General features: G+C 47.1%; 22 protein-coding genes. All 22 read right to left on the reverse strand.

The genetic code is table 11. The annotated features are described in order from the left end of the window. Nucleotides 1–365: 365 nt before the first annotated feature. Complete coding sequence (locus PR767_RS10505) at nt 366–2039, reverse strand: hypothetical protein (protein ID WP_272520272.1); 1674 nt, start codon at nt 2037–2039, stop codon at nt 366–368. A gap of 5 nt (nt 2040–2044) precedes the next feature. Then, nucleotides 2045–2584: a baseplate complex protein gene (locus PR767_RS10510; RefSeq protein ID WP_272520273.1), complete on the reverse strand. Its 540-nt coding sequence runs from the start codon at nt 2582–2584 to the stop codon at nt 2045–2047. Beyond that, nucleotides 2550–3296: a hypothetical protein gene (locus PR767_RS10515; protein WP_272520274.1), complete on the reverse strand. Its 747-nt coding sequence runs from the start codon at nt 3294–3296 to the stop codon at nt 2550–2552. Before PR767_RS10515 ends, PR767_RS10510 begins: the two co-directional genes overlap by 35 nt. Further along, nucleotides 3296–3643, reverse strand: coding sequence for a tail fiber assembly protein (locus tag PR767_RS10520; protein ID WP_272520275.1), 348 nt, complete (start codon nt 3641–3643; stop codon nt 3296–3298). Before PR767_RS10520 ends, PR767_RS10515 begins: the two co-directional genes overlap by 1 nt. A gap of 12 nt (nt 3644–3655) precedes the next feature. Next, nucleotides 3656–4297 (reverse strand): hypothetical protein, encoded by a 642-nt coding sequence (locus PR767_RS21260; protein ID WP_442959803.1) that lies wholly within the window; start codon nt 4295–4297, stop codon nt 3656–3658. Beyond that, on the reverse strand, nt 4294–4599 hold the full coding sequence (locus PR767_RS10530; RefSeq protein WP_131680158.1) for a hypothetical protein: 306 nt from the start codon (nt 4597–4599) through the stop codon (nt 4294–4296). The genes PR767_RS21260 and PR767_RS10530 overlap by 4 nt, the downstream gene beginning before the upstream one ends. An 8-nt stretch (nt 4600–4607) precedes the next feature. Further along, the gene (locus PR767_RS10535; protein WP_272520276.1) at nt 4608–4880 is read right to left on the reverse strand and encodes a hypothetical protein; all 273 of its coding nucleotides are present in this window, start codon (nt 4878–4880) and stop codon (nt 4608–4610) included. Between the two features lie 5 nt (nt 4881–4885). Next, complete coding sequence (locus PR767_RS10540) at nt 4886–6190, reverse strand: phage tail-collar fiber domain-containing protein (protein WP_272520277.1); 1305 nt, start codon at nt 6188–6190, stop codon at nt 4886–4888. Between the two features lie 3 nt (nt 6191–6193). Further along, entirely contained in the window at nt 6194–6856 is a 663-nt protein-coding gene (locus PR767_RS10545) for a phage tail protein (RefSeq protein WP_272520278.1), read from the reverse strand. Beyond that, the gene (locus PR767_RS10550) at nt 6849–8033 is read right to left on the reverse strand and encodes a baseplate J/gp47 family protein (protein ID WP_272520279.1); all 1185 of its coding nucleotides are present in this window, start codon (nt 8031–8033) and stop codon (nt 6849–6851) included. The genes PR767_RS10545 and PR767_RS10550 overlap by 8 nt, the downstream gene beginning before the upstream one ends. Further along, a complete protein-coding gene (locus tag PR767_RS10555) occupies nt 8023–8355 on the reverse strand; it encodes a DUF2590 family protein (RefSeq protein WP_272520280.1) in 333 nt (110 codons plus the stop codon). The genes PR767_RS10550 and PR767_RS10555 overlap by 11 nt, the downstream gene beginning before the upstream one ends. Continuing rightward, on the reverse strand, nt 8348–10423 hold the full coding sequence (locus PR767_RS10560; protein ID WP_272520281.1) for a phage tail tape measure protein: 2076 nt from the start codon (nt 10421–10423) through the stop codon (nt 8348–8350). Before PR767_RS10560 ends, PR767_RS10555 begins: the two co-directional genes overlap by 8 nt. Continuing rightward, nucleotides 10420–10614 (reverse strand): DUF6890 family protein, encoded by a 195-nt coding sequence (locus PR767_RS21265; RefSeq protein ID WP_430624135.1) that lies wholly within the window; start codon nt 10612–10614, stop codon nt 10420–10422. Before PR767_RS21265 ends, PR767_RS10560 begins: the two co-directional genes overlap by 4 nt. Next, on the reverse strand, nt 10611–10871 hold the full coding sequence (locus PR767_RS10565) for a putative phage tail assembly chaperone (protein WP_115167863.1): 261 nt from the start codon (nt 10869–10871) through the stop codon (nt 10611–10613). The genes PR767_RS21265 and PR767_RS10565 overlap by 4 nt, the downstream gene beginning before the upstream one ends. Nucleotides 10872–10962: 91 nt before the next feature. Next, a complete protein-coding gene (locus PR767_RS10570; protein WP_272520282.1) occupies nt 10963–11361 on the reverse strand; it encodes a hypothetical protein in 399 nt (132 codons plus the stop codon). Next, complete coding sequence (locus PR767_RS10575) at nt 11361–11693, reverse strand: M15 family metallopeptidase (RefSeq protein ID WP_109911428.1); 333 nt, start codon at nt 11691–11693, stop codon at nt 11361–11363. Before PR767_RS10575 ends, PR767_RS10570 begins: the two co-directional genes overlap by 1 nt. Continuing rightward, a complete protein-coding gene (locus PR767_RS10580) occupies nt 11690–11983 on the reverse strand; it encodes a phage holin family protein (protein WP_110731689.1) in 294 nt (97 codons plus the stop codon). The genes PR767_RS10575 and PR767_RS10580 overlap by 4 nt, the downstream gene beginning before the upstream one ends. Before the next feature lie 14 nt (nt 11984–11997). Beyond that, nucleotides 11998–12453, reverse strand: coding sequence for a phage protein (locus PR767_RS10585; protein ID WP_272520283.1), 456 nt, complete (start codon nt 12451–12453; stop codon nt 11998–12000). Then, complete coding sequence (locus PR767_RS10590) at nt 12450–13571, reverse strand: DUF2586 domain-containing protein (RefSeq protein WP_272520284.1); 1122 nt, start codon at nt 13569–13571, stop codon at nt 12450–12452. The genes PR767_RS10585 and PR767_RS10590 overlap by 4 nt, the downstream gene beginning before the upstream one ends. A 24-nt stretch (nt 13572–13595) precedes the next feature. Next, a complete protein-coding gene (locus tag PR767_RS10595; protein ID WP_272520285.1) occupies nt 13596–14264 on the reverse strand; it encodes a hypothetical protein in 669 nt (222 codons plus the stop codon). Continuing rightward, nucleotides 14261–14731 carry a phage tail protein gene (locus tag PR767_RS10600; protein ID WP_272520286.1) on the reverse strand — a complete coding sequence of 157 codons (471 nt, stop codon included), beginning with the start codon at nt 14729–14731 and terminating at the stop codon, nt 14261–14263. The genes PR767_RS10595 and PR767_RS10600 overlap by 4 nt, the downstream gene beginning before the upstream one ends. Continuing rightward, on the reverse strand, nt 14728–15180 hold the full coding sequence (locus tag PR767_RS10605; protein ID WP_272520287.1) for a head completion/stabilization protein: 453 nt from the start codon (nt 15178–15180) through the stop codon (nt 14728–14730). Before PR767_RS10605 ends, PR767_RS10600 begins: the two co-directional genes overlap by 4 nt. Between the last annotated feature and the right edge of the window lie 76 nt (nt 15181–15256).

The raw sequence follows: 15256 nt of genomic DNA on the forward strand, positions 1-15256 counted from the left end.
AATTGCCTGTCCAGTTAGGCTTCTCAGTGTTAGCTTTGAAATATCGGACTTCCAGTCTAAGGCAATGAATCACCACCACATGTTATTCATTCAGGGCTTAACTTCCCGTCTGTAACGAGAAGCTGAAAATCCGTTTTCAGATATTGATAAAAAGATACCAATATTTAATTAGACTGTAGTCCAAGTTAAGCAACGTTGATGATTATATGATCATTTCTTATTTATTCAATGAATGTTAGTCATATATACTTACAAACAAAAAAACTCAACTGGTAAGGTTGAGTTTTCTGTATATGCAATTGCTTGCATGAAAGTCCGATATTTCAAAGCTAACAATACAAGTTTAATCTTTTTCTGCTCACATCTCAACCAATAACAGGAGAGTACTTTTCTCTCATAACATCTAACTGCATCTGAGAACGTCTAAACTCGTCTGCATTCAGTGGCGTTCCCGTGTTGTGGTGGCTGTGGTTGGCGGTGAGTTCGGCCAACTCTTTGACAATATCCAATGTATCAATCATCAGCTGCGCCACGTTAATTTCTTGGCTACCAATCCAAACAACTGGTGCAATGATTTCTTGTTTGGTGCCTGCGATACTTTGCTTCAGTGCGCCTACCTTTTCAATTAGCTTTTGACCTACTGTAAGCGTGGCATCTTCTGCAATATCAATATTAGCATTCTGATTAATACTTGCCACAAAGCTGCCCTTTGACACAATGCTGTAATCGCCATCGGCTATCTGTTGGATAGCGCCTGCCAGTAATGTTGCAGTACCAAACACCATGGTTTGATCCGTGGCTTGAATGGTGGTGTCTCGGGTGACCAAGGTGCGCTGTTCCGTGTCTGCGGTGACTTGCCGATGCATGGAGGATTCACTGATCGTCTGGTCAGTTTGTCGTTGCCAGCTGCCGTCTTGTGTAATGCGTTGGGAAACTTCTTGGCGTTGCTGCTGCAGTTGTTCCCCTGGCTGAATATCGGGCAACGTGTTTCCCTGGCTAAGAGTTTGGCGAATAAATGGCTTATCAGGTCGGCCACCTTCAAAGGCAATTTCCACGACGGTACCCACGGGCGGATATTGGAATAAGCCACTCTCCCCCCCTGCCATTGGTAGCGGCAATGGTACTGCACGGTAAATTGGGGTACTCGATGGGTTTCCGTCGGCATCCAATAATTGCACATCCACCGCATAGCGTGGGCGGTACGGGTCGGAAATATCACCGGCACGAACGGGTTCACTATGGGCTTCAATACGGGCGGTTTTTGGCAGGTGTAAACCTGCGGACAGTTCAGGGTAAGCATTATCAATTTGATTTTGAACGGGGCTCTTGTTAGCGGGTTTTCCTGTGATTTTATTGGTGATTACCCACGTAAGCGCCATATCTTCATTAATAAGGTTCACTTTGTGCAGGAGTTTGCCATTTGTGTTCACGCCTGGTCTTAATGATTGCACCATCGGGACGGTCATGCTGTTCCCACCTGCCTGCGAGGTGGCAAATTCATTCGGGATTTCTACGGGTTTATTAGCAAATAATGAATGTGACCAACTGCCCACATACACATGACCATTCGGAAGCTGCTGCCACACATAATCACCAATATTGAACACACACCCTAAGTTGGTCAATAACTGATAACCTGTACCACTGTGGGTAAAGTGAGGAATAGGCTCATCCACATAAGATGCATCAGGTAATTGAAAGGTTAAGCCGCTTTCCTTTTGCAAGTGTTCGGCAATAGTACGCAAAGTGGGATGCTGAAAAGAACATGGCCACTCACGTTCAAACACGCCAACCAGTTCACGAATGAATAACCGTTGAAACCCATTGGATGAGGGCTGTGACCGCTCAACGTAACCAGTGAAATAACGCAATAATAGCTCTGGATAACCGACATCAAGACGCGCTAATTTCCCTGTGTAGTCCTCATCGGTTTTCACGGTGACAAAGCCGCGCCCTGCGGCAGAGAGCTCCAACATAATGTTAATATCGGTGACCTGAATTTCATCACCTGATAAATACAGTCGATTGATGGGTTTCATTCCCTTTACTCCAACGAATCGTTGATCGGTTTTAAGACTTTTTCTTCAAACCAGGTTAATTGCTCGGTTTCATCGGGTGCCCCTGATTGACCGCCTTTTGTTGCACTGCCCCCTTGTGTTTTACTGGCCACTTTACTGTTAGCGCGAGCTTCGCGTTTTTCTGATACCGATAAATGCTCACGCAAGGTAAAAGTAATTTGCCACGCCTGTTTCCCTTCAATTTTGCTGGCATCAATGGAATTGGTGAAAGTACCGATACGAAAATTAATGGCTTGAGCCGTCAAGTTCGCCACGCGATAGCGCTTTAAATTGCCGTTTTCTTTAGCTTCTGCTAACGCAAAAAGGCGCGAAAACGCCTTGTGTTCTGTAAAAGGTAAAATACCTGTGATACGCAGCTCTTTGGGTTTAATGCCTTGCTCTGCCACGGCGGTACTTGAAGATTGCCCTGATTGGTCTTTATCCTGAAACATCATACTGGGCGTTACAGCCAAGTTTTTCAGTGGAATGGCTTCACCGTTCAGGGCAAGGGTGATGGTCTGTGTCATTTAACATCCTTGTTAAAGCGTGAATTTCATTGCCAACAAATAAGGTGGCGAGGGTAAATATTGCGTCGGGCTCAGGGATGTTTTTTCGCATTTTATCGACCAAAACGCTGGCATCATCCGTACCTGAAAACGCCCAAACAGTGGCTGATTGGCCTAAAAGACCTTTTAAGGCATCACTCATCTGTTTTAAGGCATTGTCTTTTTGTCGGCTGAAATCTGATAGTGCTGATTTCATGTTATCCAACCCGCTAGGCTGGCTTGCCGCTGCTTTTGCCGCCTCAATTAACTGTGCGTTAGACGCCATGCGGCTGGTTGCCGTGGATAGGGATTGTGGTAACGGTAAGCCGCCTGCCATTTTCCCTGGCAATTGCATTTTTGTGGTGGCCAACGTGTGTGCCGTTCTGGCCATTCGCTCAACTTGGGCAAAAACAGGCAGTGGAAAGACAGCCGAAAAAGCCGATAAGTGTTCCATAAATTCGGCAAATGACTTCCCTGTCACCATCAGTACTAATACCGAAACATGGCCTGCGCCAGTAAGCTTGTCCTCTAAATGGTTAATCGCATTGGTGGGACTGAGGTAGCTGCCTGAGCTATTTGTTTGCCCAACACCATAAATAAACGGATGCACGGGCAGAATGGAACAGGTAATCGGCGGCAAGCCTGCCGCCATTTTCATGTTTTGTTGACGCCACTGATAACGTTGCTCGGTCATTAGGGTTTCTCTGGCCATGCGATATCGGGGGCGGCTGAAGTGTCGATACGGTTTAAATCAACACGATACTGTTTCCAAGCGTTTAGCTGGATAAGTTCTTTATCTGTAGCAATGCCTAAATCAATAGCATCTTGTAATGGTGTTGACTGGTTGGTAGCTTCAATCAATAAAGCTTGTTTTTGATATTTAGCGCCCTCAATATGCTGCTCTTTGCTCAAAGTGATTTTGGCTAAGTTAGCCGCTTCTTTGTCTGAGATAGCAATAAGTTCATCGCTGATAAATTCATCTTGGGAACCATCGGATTCATACGCATAGACAACATTATGGATATCTTTATAGAATTTCATTTGTTTTCCTTTTTACCGTAGCTCAAACCAAGATGTGATAGGCGTACCACCTGTTACCACCAGTTTATAAGTAGCTCCATTAGGGATCACGGAACTGACAACGGGTAAGGTTGTGGTTGCTGCATGGAGATAGTTGTATACTTTTAAGTTATTGATATATAACTCATAGCGTCGATGTTGGCTTGAACCATCAAAATTGATGCTTAACATGATGGGCTTACCTGTCGAGTTTGTGTAAACCGTATTGACGGCTCGTTGTGATTTATAATCATTCCATGTCTGAGCTACACCTAAGCCACTACCCGCGCCAATTTTTTTATCAATGTCAGTTCTGTTATAACTCTCTGCTTTTGTATAGCTATCGCCTTTAAGCGCATAATTCCCTGTCGGTTGATAGCTTCCTTTTGGCTGATAACGCCCGTCACTTTCCGTTTTTGTGTAGCTTTCCCCTCTAACGGCATAGTTGCCTGTTGGTGCATAATTACCTTTGGGCTGATATTTATTATCGGATTCAGTTTTGCTGTACGCCCCCACATCCCCCGCACTTAACGAAATATCCGCGCTAAGCGGTTTGTTATTCACTTTTCGTCCGACGGGCACCGCACCGACATTCCCTGCGGTTAATCGGATCAACTTCCCTGTTGGTTTACTCATTTTGTTACCTCAATAGAAATAAAATCGCCATTTTTCAAGGCTTCGGCCAAATACAATGTAGTTCCTTCCACCGTGTACGCATAACCTTGGGGCTGAGTGATGCCATTAATTTGCACTGATAACACCGCCACGTTGCCAATGTTAAAAGAAACCTCGCCACCTTTGATGGTAGGAATAATAGACGTGACTTGAATATGGGCGTTATCGCCTTTTTCACCGTCATTCACGACGAAAGAAACAGGCGGCAAGTTAGCACCAGCACTGTTTTTAAACGTCAGAGTGATTGTGCGACCTTTCGCCATGCATCACCTCACGGATTTTCTTTAACTTGTACCGATACGCTGACGATACTGGCACCTTGTGCGCCATTACTTCCGTTTTTACCATCTGCACCATTGGTGCCGTTCTTGCCATCAGTGCCTTTTTGCTCGGCAAAAAATTGCGCCTCTGTTTTAGCTGCATTCCCTGGGAGTTTTTTCCAGACCTCAAAGGCAGATTCGCCGTCGCTCACATCAAAAGAGGCAGGTAAGGTTTTACCGTCAGAGGTTTTAAAATTCAGTGTGATAGTACGTTTAATGGCCATGTTTACTATTTCCCTTTAATGGTGGTTTCGACTTCAATGTCATGAATGTGCTGCAACTGTTTTTCTGAAATAAAAATATTTTCATCTGTACCAATAGCGACTAAATTCCGGCTATCCGCACTAATAAAATCCTTTCCCTTTAAGTTATGCACCGTTGTTCTGAGCGCCTCCACTTCATTGCGTAACACGTCAGTGTCAGAGCCTGTATGTAAAGCACGTTGGCTAATCACCGGCACATTAATCACTACCTCAATGTGGTCGTCTTTTAGCAACGGCTCGGCTAAATAAATCGTGTTACTTTCAACGGCAAAAGAATAATTGGCGTATTGCTCAAGGCCATTAATAAACAGCAAACAGTGATGAAACACCTCGTTTGGAGTGAGGGTCGTTTCATTTCCTTTGGCGATATAGCGCCATGATTTCATTTCACTTTTTAGCGCGTATTGCTGCTTGATTTGCGCGATGCTTTGTTCCCATTTCGCCCCTTGAGGGCGTAAATCGGTGATTGCGCCTGTTTTATCAATCGCCGCGATGGCAAATACAAAATGGGCATAACCGCTACTGTCCACATAGTGTTTGAGTTGATTGCCCGTGGTGAGTTTAACCACCGTTTGCCATTGGCTGAGTAAGTTACCTTGATAGCTAAAATCCGCATAAATATAGGTATCGCGCAGTTTATTAAACACTTGATTTTTAGCGAGCTCACCCCGTAAACCGCCCACATAAGCTAAACCGCTATTTACGGTAAATTGTTCGCCATCACGGGTGACTTCAAAGGCTGAACCAAAGAAAGCTGCTTCCCCGTAACTGTCGGTATTCATCAGCCGCTGCGCTTCATCAATCCCCGTTAAGCGTGCAGTGAAATCAATTTGCCAGGTTTCTGCGGTGGTGTTGATGGCGGTATCTTTGGCCGCTCCGTCAAACTCCAGCAAGAATGAGCGGGTTAATACGTTGCCCTGTTGGCCACCTTGCGTGCGCAGTTTCTTTTGTGTCGGGGCATGAGTGATCATCGCCACTGAGTTACTGGCTTTGTTTAACAACCCAATCCAGTTAAATTCGAAATCACCGATTTCAGTACCCAACGTCACGCTGTAGGCCACGGCATTTTCGCTGACTAACCCCGCCTTATTAATTGCTTGACGATGCACAATGTGTTTGGCATCGGGCAGTTGTTCGGTACGCTCAATGGGTTTCTTTGGGTCTAAATTTGGCACTAACGCAAACACAAACTCATCTAAAATGATGGGCTTACCCGTTGCGGCTTCCTGCGCTTTGTAGTGCTCAAATTCAAGGGTAATGACTGATGACATAATCTATCCTTTTAATGATGCCCCATAGGTCATATTGGGCGTGCTACTTCCTTGCAGCGTCGCATAACTGATTTGAATATCACTGCCAATTTCACCCACTCGCAGCGTCAAAATAGGCACAGGCAATTTCGCGTGATAACTGATGTAATCGCCCTCAATGCTGCCCACTCGCATATTCAGTTGATAATCGTTAATCACTTCAAACTGATAGCGTCGGCAGGTGCGCCCATACTGGTAAATAATGTTGATCAGCAAATCAGGGGCGCGTGAGAGCTGCTCATCATTGAGCACGAGAATAATCACATCCCAATCGATGTGTGGCTGACGCTCTTTAATCAGTACGTTACCAATGCCCAGCCGTTCAAAAATGACGATAAAACCCGCCACGCTGCCACTGTCTTTGGCGTTGATAAAGGCGTATTTCACCCGCTTGCGGTATAAGTCCAGCGGTTCACCATTAAAGCGCTGAATATCCCGCTGATAGGCCAGCAAGTTCAATAATGATTCTGTGCAAGTTTCCGCATCCAATTGCGCCAATGGCCAGGTTAGCCAGCCGTAAATCATCGTCCAGAAACGACGTAATGCTACCAGTAGCTTGGCGGGTTCGCCTTTGTCCATCCAACTTGGCAGTGCAAGGCGTTTAAGCTTTTCGTGAAAGTCAGACATTTTTCACCTCAACCACTAACGATGTTAAGCGCGGCACATTGAGCTCGCTGGTGATATCCCCCAAAGAAAAATGCAGTGATTGAATTTCACTAAACTGGCGGTGCAGTTCGCGCCCTAAGTTTGAAAATGAAAACCGTGAATATGGCCATGTCTGTTTGACCTGGTACAAGCTGTTTTCACGAAAAGCGCAGCGCACCAAATCGTTCACCTCATTTTTTAAGCTGCTCAGTTGTTCCGCGCTAAAGTTGCCGAGGTTATCGACGAATACGGTTAAAACTAACGCATGATGTGTTTCTGGCATGGCAAAACACTGCATATCGTCGCCGTGACCGTGATGGCCTTGGTTCATCACATACTCATTCACTTGGTCAATAAAAGGCTGGCTTGCTACGCCACTGTCTAATAACAAATACGCATTGGCGGTACCTGCACCGCGGGGCGCATCATGCAAAAAGAAAATACGGTCAATGCTCAAGCCAACAAGGCTGGCTATCATGCCGCGATAAACCGCATCGGTGTGGTAGTTTCCCACTAAATTGAACTGGTTGCGGCAGCGGTCGCGTAAATCATCATCGCTTTCAGCATCCGCACCAGGCGTTGTTAACCAATCATTTTCACTTTGCACTTGCTCAATCCCTGCGACGGCCACAGGCAAAATACGAAAATAGCCTGGTGCGAGGTTGTGTGCACCGCCTGCCATATCTGCTATCACAGGGATTAACTGGCTTTGCTGGCCTGCGGCAATCTCCACGGCTTGGGTGGTACTCACACTGTAAATCACCCCCGCGATGCGCTCCGTTTGGATGATGGTGCCTTTGGGCACAGTGACCGCGCTAGCGCCTGCCACTTTATAAAAGCGGATCACACCATGGGCTTGGGTGGCAGGTTTGCGGGTTAAGTTGACGCCCCAAGCAAACAAATCAAGCCATGCCCCTGATGCCGTGGCCAAATACATATTGCGCATCACCACATTGACTAAGGCCTCTTTTAGCCACATTGCGGGCTTGGTCACGATGGTGGTAATGAGCCGCCAAAACGGTGACATCCGTGAGGTATTGGTCACTAATCCCTCATCGGCCACCACTTGGTTAAATTGCGCGCGAATTTCTGCCTCGGTGGTCGGCATGCCGCTATCTTGCAGGACTTTTTCATAATCAATGTCAGGTTTAGTCGCCATAGTCCACTCCCACATCCATGCGGCCAAAATCATAAGTTTCAGCGGTGATCCACAATTTCACTTGTGATTCTTCTTGAATGGAAATTGTCCCTGGCACAATGCGTTCGTCATTTTCCACAAGCATTTCAATTTGGTTGCGAATATCGGCTCGCAATGTGGGGCTGCGTTCGCCCACCAATTGCGTGGCTAAGCCACTTTCCATAATGGCGTGAACACAATCTTGAGCAATAGACACACGGTTGTTACACAAAATCGGCTCACTGCCTGAGTTCAAGGTAAAATCACGCTGAGTGATTAATAAATCAATGTATTGGCTATCCATGCGCTAACATCTCATATTCCGTTAATTGTTGTGGTGATGGCATTTGTTCCACTTTGATGATGATGTTTTCAAAGTTTTTACTGTTATCCACATGACTAGTCGTAGTGCCGATGCTGGTTTTTCCGACGCCATTTTTATCAATGCCTTTGAGCTGTTTGCCCGTTAATATTTGTGTATTGGTGATGGGCTCCGCTTGCTCAACTTGTGCCTGCATAAACAATTGTTGCTGGCGAATAATATCGACCGCAGCCATCCCCTCAACATCAGGCACGCTATTGGTGGCTTGGGCGGCTGGGGTGTTGATTTCCATGCGCTCAATTTCAACACCTGGCAAATAATTTAACGTATCGACAAACGAGTTATAGATATCGGCAAAGGTCTCTTTCACCCATGCCCATACATTACCGAAAATATTGCGGATGCTGTTGGCTACGGCCTCAAAGGTTTCCGTTAATGAAAACTCCCCAAACCAATTGCACAGGGTTTCCCAACCTTGGCCAATCCATTCCCATACATCGCTAAACACTTGGCCAAGTGCCATCACTACCGCTGCCAACACTTTAAATGTGGTGGTGTCTTGGATGGCTGCCTTTACTGCATCCCAGTGTTTAATCAGGTAATAAATACCCACACCAAGTAAAGCAATCGCCCCAATAATCAAAATGATGGGCAAACTCATCAAGTTAAAGCCAATGCCTACGGTGATGGCCGCCATCCTTAGCGCCACTAAAGTGCCGCGCAACAGTTTTAGAGTAGCCTGCCAAATCACCATCGCTTTATTGGCCAGCCAAACGGCACCAGGGATTAATTTCAACGTCGCAAGGCTCAGTTTCCAGACCACCACGAGTCCCGCCCAAATAAATTTACTGATCCCCATCACGCTATTGGCCATCGCTCCCGCAGCGGCCACGCCAGTGATACTGGTGGCGATATAGCCCACGTATTTGGCGATATTGGGGAACAAGGTGAGCCAACGTTGGACTGTTTGCCCCATCTCCGCGATTTTATTCACCAATGGGGTAATGACAGGCAACAGCGTCATCCCCACGGCCACGCGCACGTTAGTCCAAATGGCCATTAGGCGTTCCCACGGGTCGGCCAATTGCTCGGCCATTTCACGAGTACGTTTCATGCCATCGTTCGCGCCCAGGGCAGTGATATTTTTGCGTAACACATCCACATCGCCATAGAGCTGCTTCACCACAATGGCCGAATCCCCAAACGCGGCTTCAATCTCTTTTTGTGCCTTGAGGTTGCCATCGATATTGGCTCCATATTTTTGCTGTAATTTGCCCAACATTTCAGGCAAGGAATTCATTTTTCCCGACGTATCGACAAAGCTCAGTCCCAGTTTTTTAGCGCCATCTGCCGCGCCCATCATAAAGCCTTCATAGGCGCTGCTGGCTTCGGTGCCCAATGTACGCTGTAATTCCCCCAACACAGCTAACTGTTCATCGATACCCACACCAAAGTGGGTGCCTGCTGACCTTGCGCCCTCCATTAACCCTGTAATGTCCGCCATGGAGGTACCAAAGGCTTGCGACATATACAGGGCTTTGCCTGCCAGTTCTTCGGCAAATTGGCTTTTGCCGACTTGGTTGGCGTAGGTGGTAAACTGCGAAAACATCTGCCCCATATAGGCGGTGGTTTCATCTGCGGTACTTTTTAAGGCGGTGGCCGTGGTATTGGTCACCGTGGTTAAATAAGGCAGTTCGTTATCGGCTACGCCTTGAATGGCTTTGCGGATGGTGAGCGCAGATTGGGTAAATTCCACGGAGGATTTACCATATTGGGCACTGAATTTCATGGCCGCTTGGGTGACGTTTTTCATCGCGCTAGCATCCACACCTTGTAAACTGGCGGTTTGTAGCGCTTCATTCATTTGCAGCGCAGGGTCTAGTAGGCCTTTTAAGGAAAATAACGCACCCGCTAACCCTGCCACGCCAATGGCACTTTGGGTAAAGGCTTTTTGACTCTCATTCGCAAAATTGGATAACGCAGACTGTGCCTGTTTTAACGGCTGCGTCACGTTATCAATTAAGCTTAAGGTAAAATCTAATGAGTTCATTTATCACCCTTTAACGCCAGTGCAATGCCGTTGGCCACGGCAATGCGCATATTTTCCCAGTGTTGGTTATTCAGCCATGCAGCACGAGCCAAACTATCAATTTCATCATTATCATGAGGATAGTAATGACGACGCAGCGCAATAAATTGCTCTAACTCGTTACGCTCGATAGATTCAACCCGTGCCCTCAGTTTTTTACGCTAATGTCCAATTTCGGGGCGTATTGCTCATTGATGGATGAAGCGATTTGCAACGCGGCACCTGGCTGTTTTAACAGTTCATCCAGCGCGTCTTTGTCGTCTTTCACCACAATGCGGCGTAAATAGGTGTGGGCAGGGGCAATTTTATTGTCCATCGCCATTTCATTGATAAACCCGTTATAGGCGGTCATGTTGGGTTCGAAACGGTAATCTTTTCCTGCGATGTCTAATGTGATTGGTTGGCTCATGGTTCAATTCCTTTTGCGGTTAATGTCATCCACTAACTGGTTATGACGTGCGGCACAATTGCCGTACAAGGTTAAAAATAGTTCTAATGGCTCACTGATGTGCTTGCCCGTTTGCCCGTTCAGTCTCGGTAACAAGATTGGGCACTTGGTTAACAGATTTTCCTGATAACTCTCGCTCGATACGCTCGGCGGCGTTGTTGTACAAGCTGACAAACTCAGGGCTAACACACACATTAGTGAACACAGGTTTAATAACTTCGGTTCTGATTTCCCTGGGCGTTGCATTGGCAATATTCTCCAATTGGTTTTCAAGCTGACGCGCCGATTCACGGGAAATGGCTTGGGCTTCGGCTCGGGCTTTATCGCCTGCTTGTTTGGCAGCGCGTTCAATGTTGAGCTGCAAGCTGTCGTGATAAAGCCCATTCACCCACCAACCAGCGCCAAAGGCCGCTATCCCTAACGCGAACACCAACGCAAGTTGTTTGGCCATTACTTCACCCCGTTATGGGCTAAGCTGAAATGGTTGCCATCGTTAAATCGGCCGCCCCAAGTGCCCCCGATAGATTCCCAATATTCGCCTAGGGGTAAATAGCTTGGGGTGTCTTCACGATACTGACCGTTGATAAATAAATTAAAGTCCACAGCTAAACGTGAGGTGTGCAAGCTGTTTTTGATGCCTTTACCTGTTTTAGCATTCGCGCTGGCTTGTTCACTAGTGCGAAACGCTTCGCCAAAGGTCAGGCGGTAACCATGCTCATCTGCCCATAAAATCAGCCTGCCAATCATTACGGTGAATAAGGCTTGTTTCTCTGAAAGTGTCATTGTTTAAATTTCCCTTTTAATAGTGCGCTTCCACGTTTGCGCAGCCACAATTCAATTAACTGATACCCCGCAATACCAAAGGCAGAGCCTAGTCCAGTGATGGCTAGCGGTGAGATATCGGGTACCCAAATCAAGATAGCGCCTGCCATCACTGACACGGCAGAGCCCAAAAGAATGCGCCCAATAAATAAACGCAGGGTGATAGGCTCATCCCCCGTGAGCACCTTGCCAATGGCAATCAGTGCACCAATAAAAAACAGGGTGATAAATGTTTTTTCATGTTCTTCCATGAACATTGTTCCTTTTAACCAATTAATTTGTCTGTCAATTCAGATTCAAGGTAAGGAATGCCATCCAAGCGCACAAAATCAGGGCTGGTGACAAGGAATTTCACCTTTAAATTGACGGTACTGCCGCCTTTAGGGTCATGGTCTAGAATGTCCGATAGCAGCAATTTGCAGCCAAAGGCTTCCACTTTCATTTCTTCACCGCCTGCTTTGGCGTACCACATCAAATCCACTTCGGGGATGCTGCGCCATGAGCCTGCCGCACGGGCTTTGGCTTTTAAAATCGCTAATGCTTTGGTGCTAAATTCCAGCTCACCCTCGCCAGACACATCCCCCGAAACCCAACCATCGGGCACACCATTGGTTTGGGCAACGCCCGTATTATCCGTAAGATTTAACGTTGATTTCTCAACATGAATGAGTGAGCCGTCTAGGTTGAAATCAAACGACTGCCCCGAAACCCGTTTACTCATGCTGCACCCTCCAAGCTGGTATCTAAGATCACACTCGCTTCAATGCCTTTCGGGCATTCGTAGGTTCGAACCACAAAATAAACCGCGACTTTGGTTTTACTCATCCACGTAATGACCACATCACTATCTTGTGGCGGTTTGCATTCCCCTGGGAACGTAATGCCGTTGATTTGGCTAGAGCGTGCCATTTCACGCATGACTCGGGCAAAATAGCTTTTGTGGGTTTCAATGGAATTGGGCGTACTGTTTAGGCTACGGTCACCAATTTTGGCAATTGCCCGAATGCGTACATTTCGCGCCACTTTATCGACAATGCGCAGGTTTTCGATATTTTGAAAATCACCGCCTTCCACGTCTAACGTGCGGCCATCAGCCCAGTACAAACCGTCGTAGTCGGGATACCACATTGGCACACTGAGGCGGTTTTTCTCCAAAGCTTGCAAGGTGGCTAAATCAATTTCTTTACCCGTACCATCAAGGGGAAGCGTTGCGCCCATGTCTTTTAATGCGCCTGTTTTTACCCGTGCAGGTGTGTCCGCGATGGTCACCGAGCGGGTACATAAACGGCCTGCCAATACACCCGCTTCTTTGCCCCACAGTTGTGGTACCAGTTGCACCGACGGGGCAGCAATGCCTTTTTGCAATGTAATAATGCGAGCCACATAATCTGGCCAGCTTTCGTCTTTGGTGGGGGCATCCACGGTAATGATTGACCATACCCAACGGCCATATTTGGCGATTAAGGTTTCACGCAAGGTATTGGCGGCATCAATGACTTCTTTGCTGGCAGTGGTCAGTAAGACGTAACCCTCCACACTGGCCACGTCTTGCGCGGCAATCACTGCATCCACAAACCCCAACGGCTCTGAATCAACGGCCATAACATGAAGATAAGCCGACCAGTTTTGCCCCGCGTTATTCATGGCGGCCATCACATTGCGTTTCAGGTCGCTATCTTCACGGCCTAACACATCATCAAAATCCGTTTGCGTATTGACGGAAACCGTTTTGCCCACATTGGTATTGCCTGTACCGACAAACAATACGGTGCGTTCAACCTCTTTGGTTTCCCCTTGTAGCTGATTTACTTGGTTCACCTGTACAGATGGCCATGTCATAAAAAATCCCTCTTTTATGGTTGTTTAACCAAACCCAATCCCTTGCAGTTGCCGTGCGAGGGCTTTTTCAAATTCATCTTGATTGATGCCCAAAAACTCACGCGCTGGCACATCAATCACCCATGAATTTTGCGGCGTTTCATCGCTTAAGGTGCGAATTAACAAACCTGCTTTAGCAAAGCTCATCCCGCTTTCAATGGCTTTAACTGGCGGTTTGCGCCAGCCTTTGCCTTTGCGCTCTTTGTACCCAAGCGCCCGTAACTTTTTGGCTTGCTTCTTGGTGGCTGGCCGTGTTTTATCGCGCTCAGATTTAAAGCTGGATTTACTCACGGTCACATTCATTCCATGTTGTTGTGAATAACCCACAACCCCCGCAGGGATCTGTTTTTTGCCATTGCGATATTTGCCCCCTTTGAGGTAAATTCGCACACTTTCGGTTTCGGGCAATTCCTTGATGTGCAGCACTTTGGGCATATTGCGCAGCATTTTTTTGCGCCAGTTTCCCTGGCGTTGTTGCCACGGTTCGCCCTCTGGCGTTTGTTGGTTACGAACGTTGCGTTTTGCTGCCGCTATCACACCGTATTTAGCGATACGCCATAACAGGCGTTGGCGCTTTTTCGGGGTTAAATCAAACCGCTTAAGCGCGTCTTGCAGCGTGTTAAATTGGCGTTGATTTAACTGGCCGCTTATCATGCGTGAACGCCTGCAATATTGGCCTCTTGGGCAATCCACACATCGGGGTCGCACAGCGTCCAGCGCTTACCATCCATCGGCACAATGCCGTTTTCGTCCTCTCGCATGTTGACGTTCTCCGCCAATTGCAGCGTAACTATCACCACCGCTTGGTGGCTTTCGTTTAAATCCACGTCCATCGATGGGCGCTCTAAATCCAGTTGAATATCATCGATATCGTCATTTTCATTGAGCCACGCATCAATCAAGATACCGATATAATCAGGGTTTACTTGGCGATAGGGGAAACGCCCCCACGCAATCGTCGCGTCATATTGTTTGATGTGCATTCGGTATTGGTCATTGCCCAAATCGCGCTGCGCAGGGATAAACTGAATGCTGTCCATCACACTGGAAAACTCCACATTGCACACACCATCGGGCAAGTTAGCCTTTAAAAAGGCGGTTAATTGCTGCAACTTGCTCATATCATGGTTACCGTGGCACGTTTTAAGCCTTTCATATTGCGGATCACTAATGAGGATTCTGCTAACAGGCGGTTACGCAGTTCAGGGCTTTCTTGCTGCGAATTTGGGGCACGGTTCACGATAGAGCTGTATTCCCCCAATAAATCCGCTTTGGCTCGCGCAAACACTGCTTTTAAATACTGCGCACATAAGGCATTACGGCCATTACGTTGCACACCTGGCACCGCTGCCGCTTGGTGGTACCCTTTGGCGTGGTGCTGATTTTTCACACTAGTGAGCTCACCATTAATTTCCGTGATGGTGTTCAAGAGTGCATCGGCTAAAAAGTCAGTATCGATACTGCTTGGTAGCGAACGGCTTTTCTGAAATTCCAGTAAATCCACATCTGGCCAAAAACCGTCATTGGTAATGATTTCTTGGCGATAATTACCGCTATTACCATCAAACATGGGCTGTCCTTAATGTAAAAAGTGGGCTAGGCCAGCTTCCATGGCCAATTGCAATTAATTGCATTGCCTCAGCTGC

The organism is Providencia sp. PROV223, assembly GCF_028479245.1.
GTDB classification, from domain to species: domain Bacteria; phylum Pseudomonadota; class Gammaproteobacteria; order Enterobacterales; family Enterobacteriaceae; genus Providencia; species Providencia rettgeri.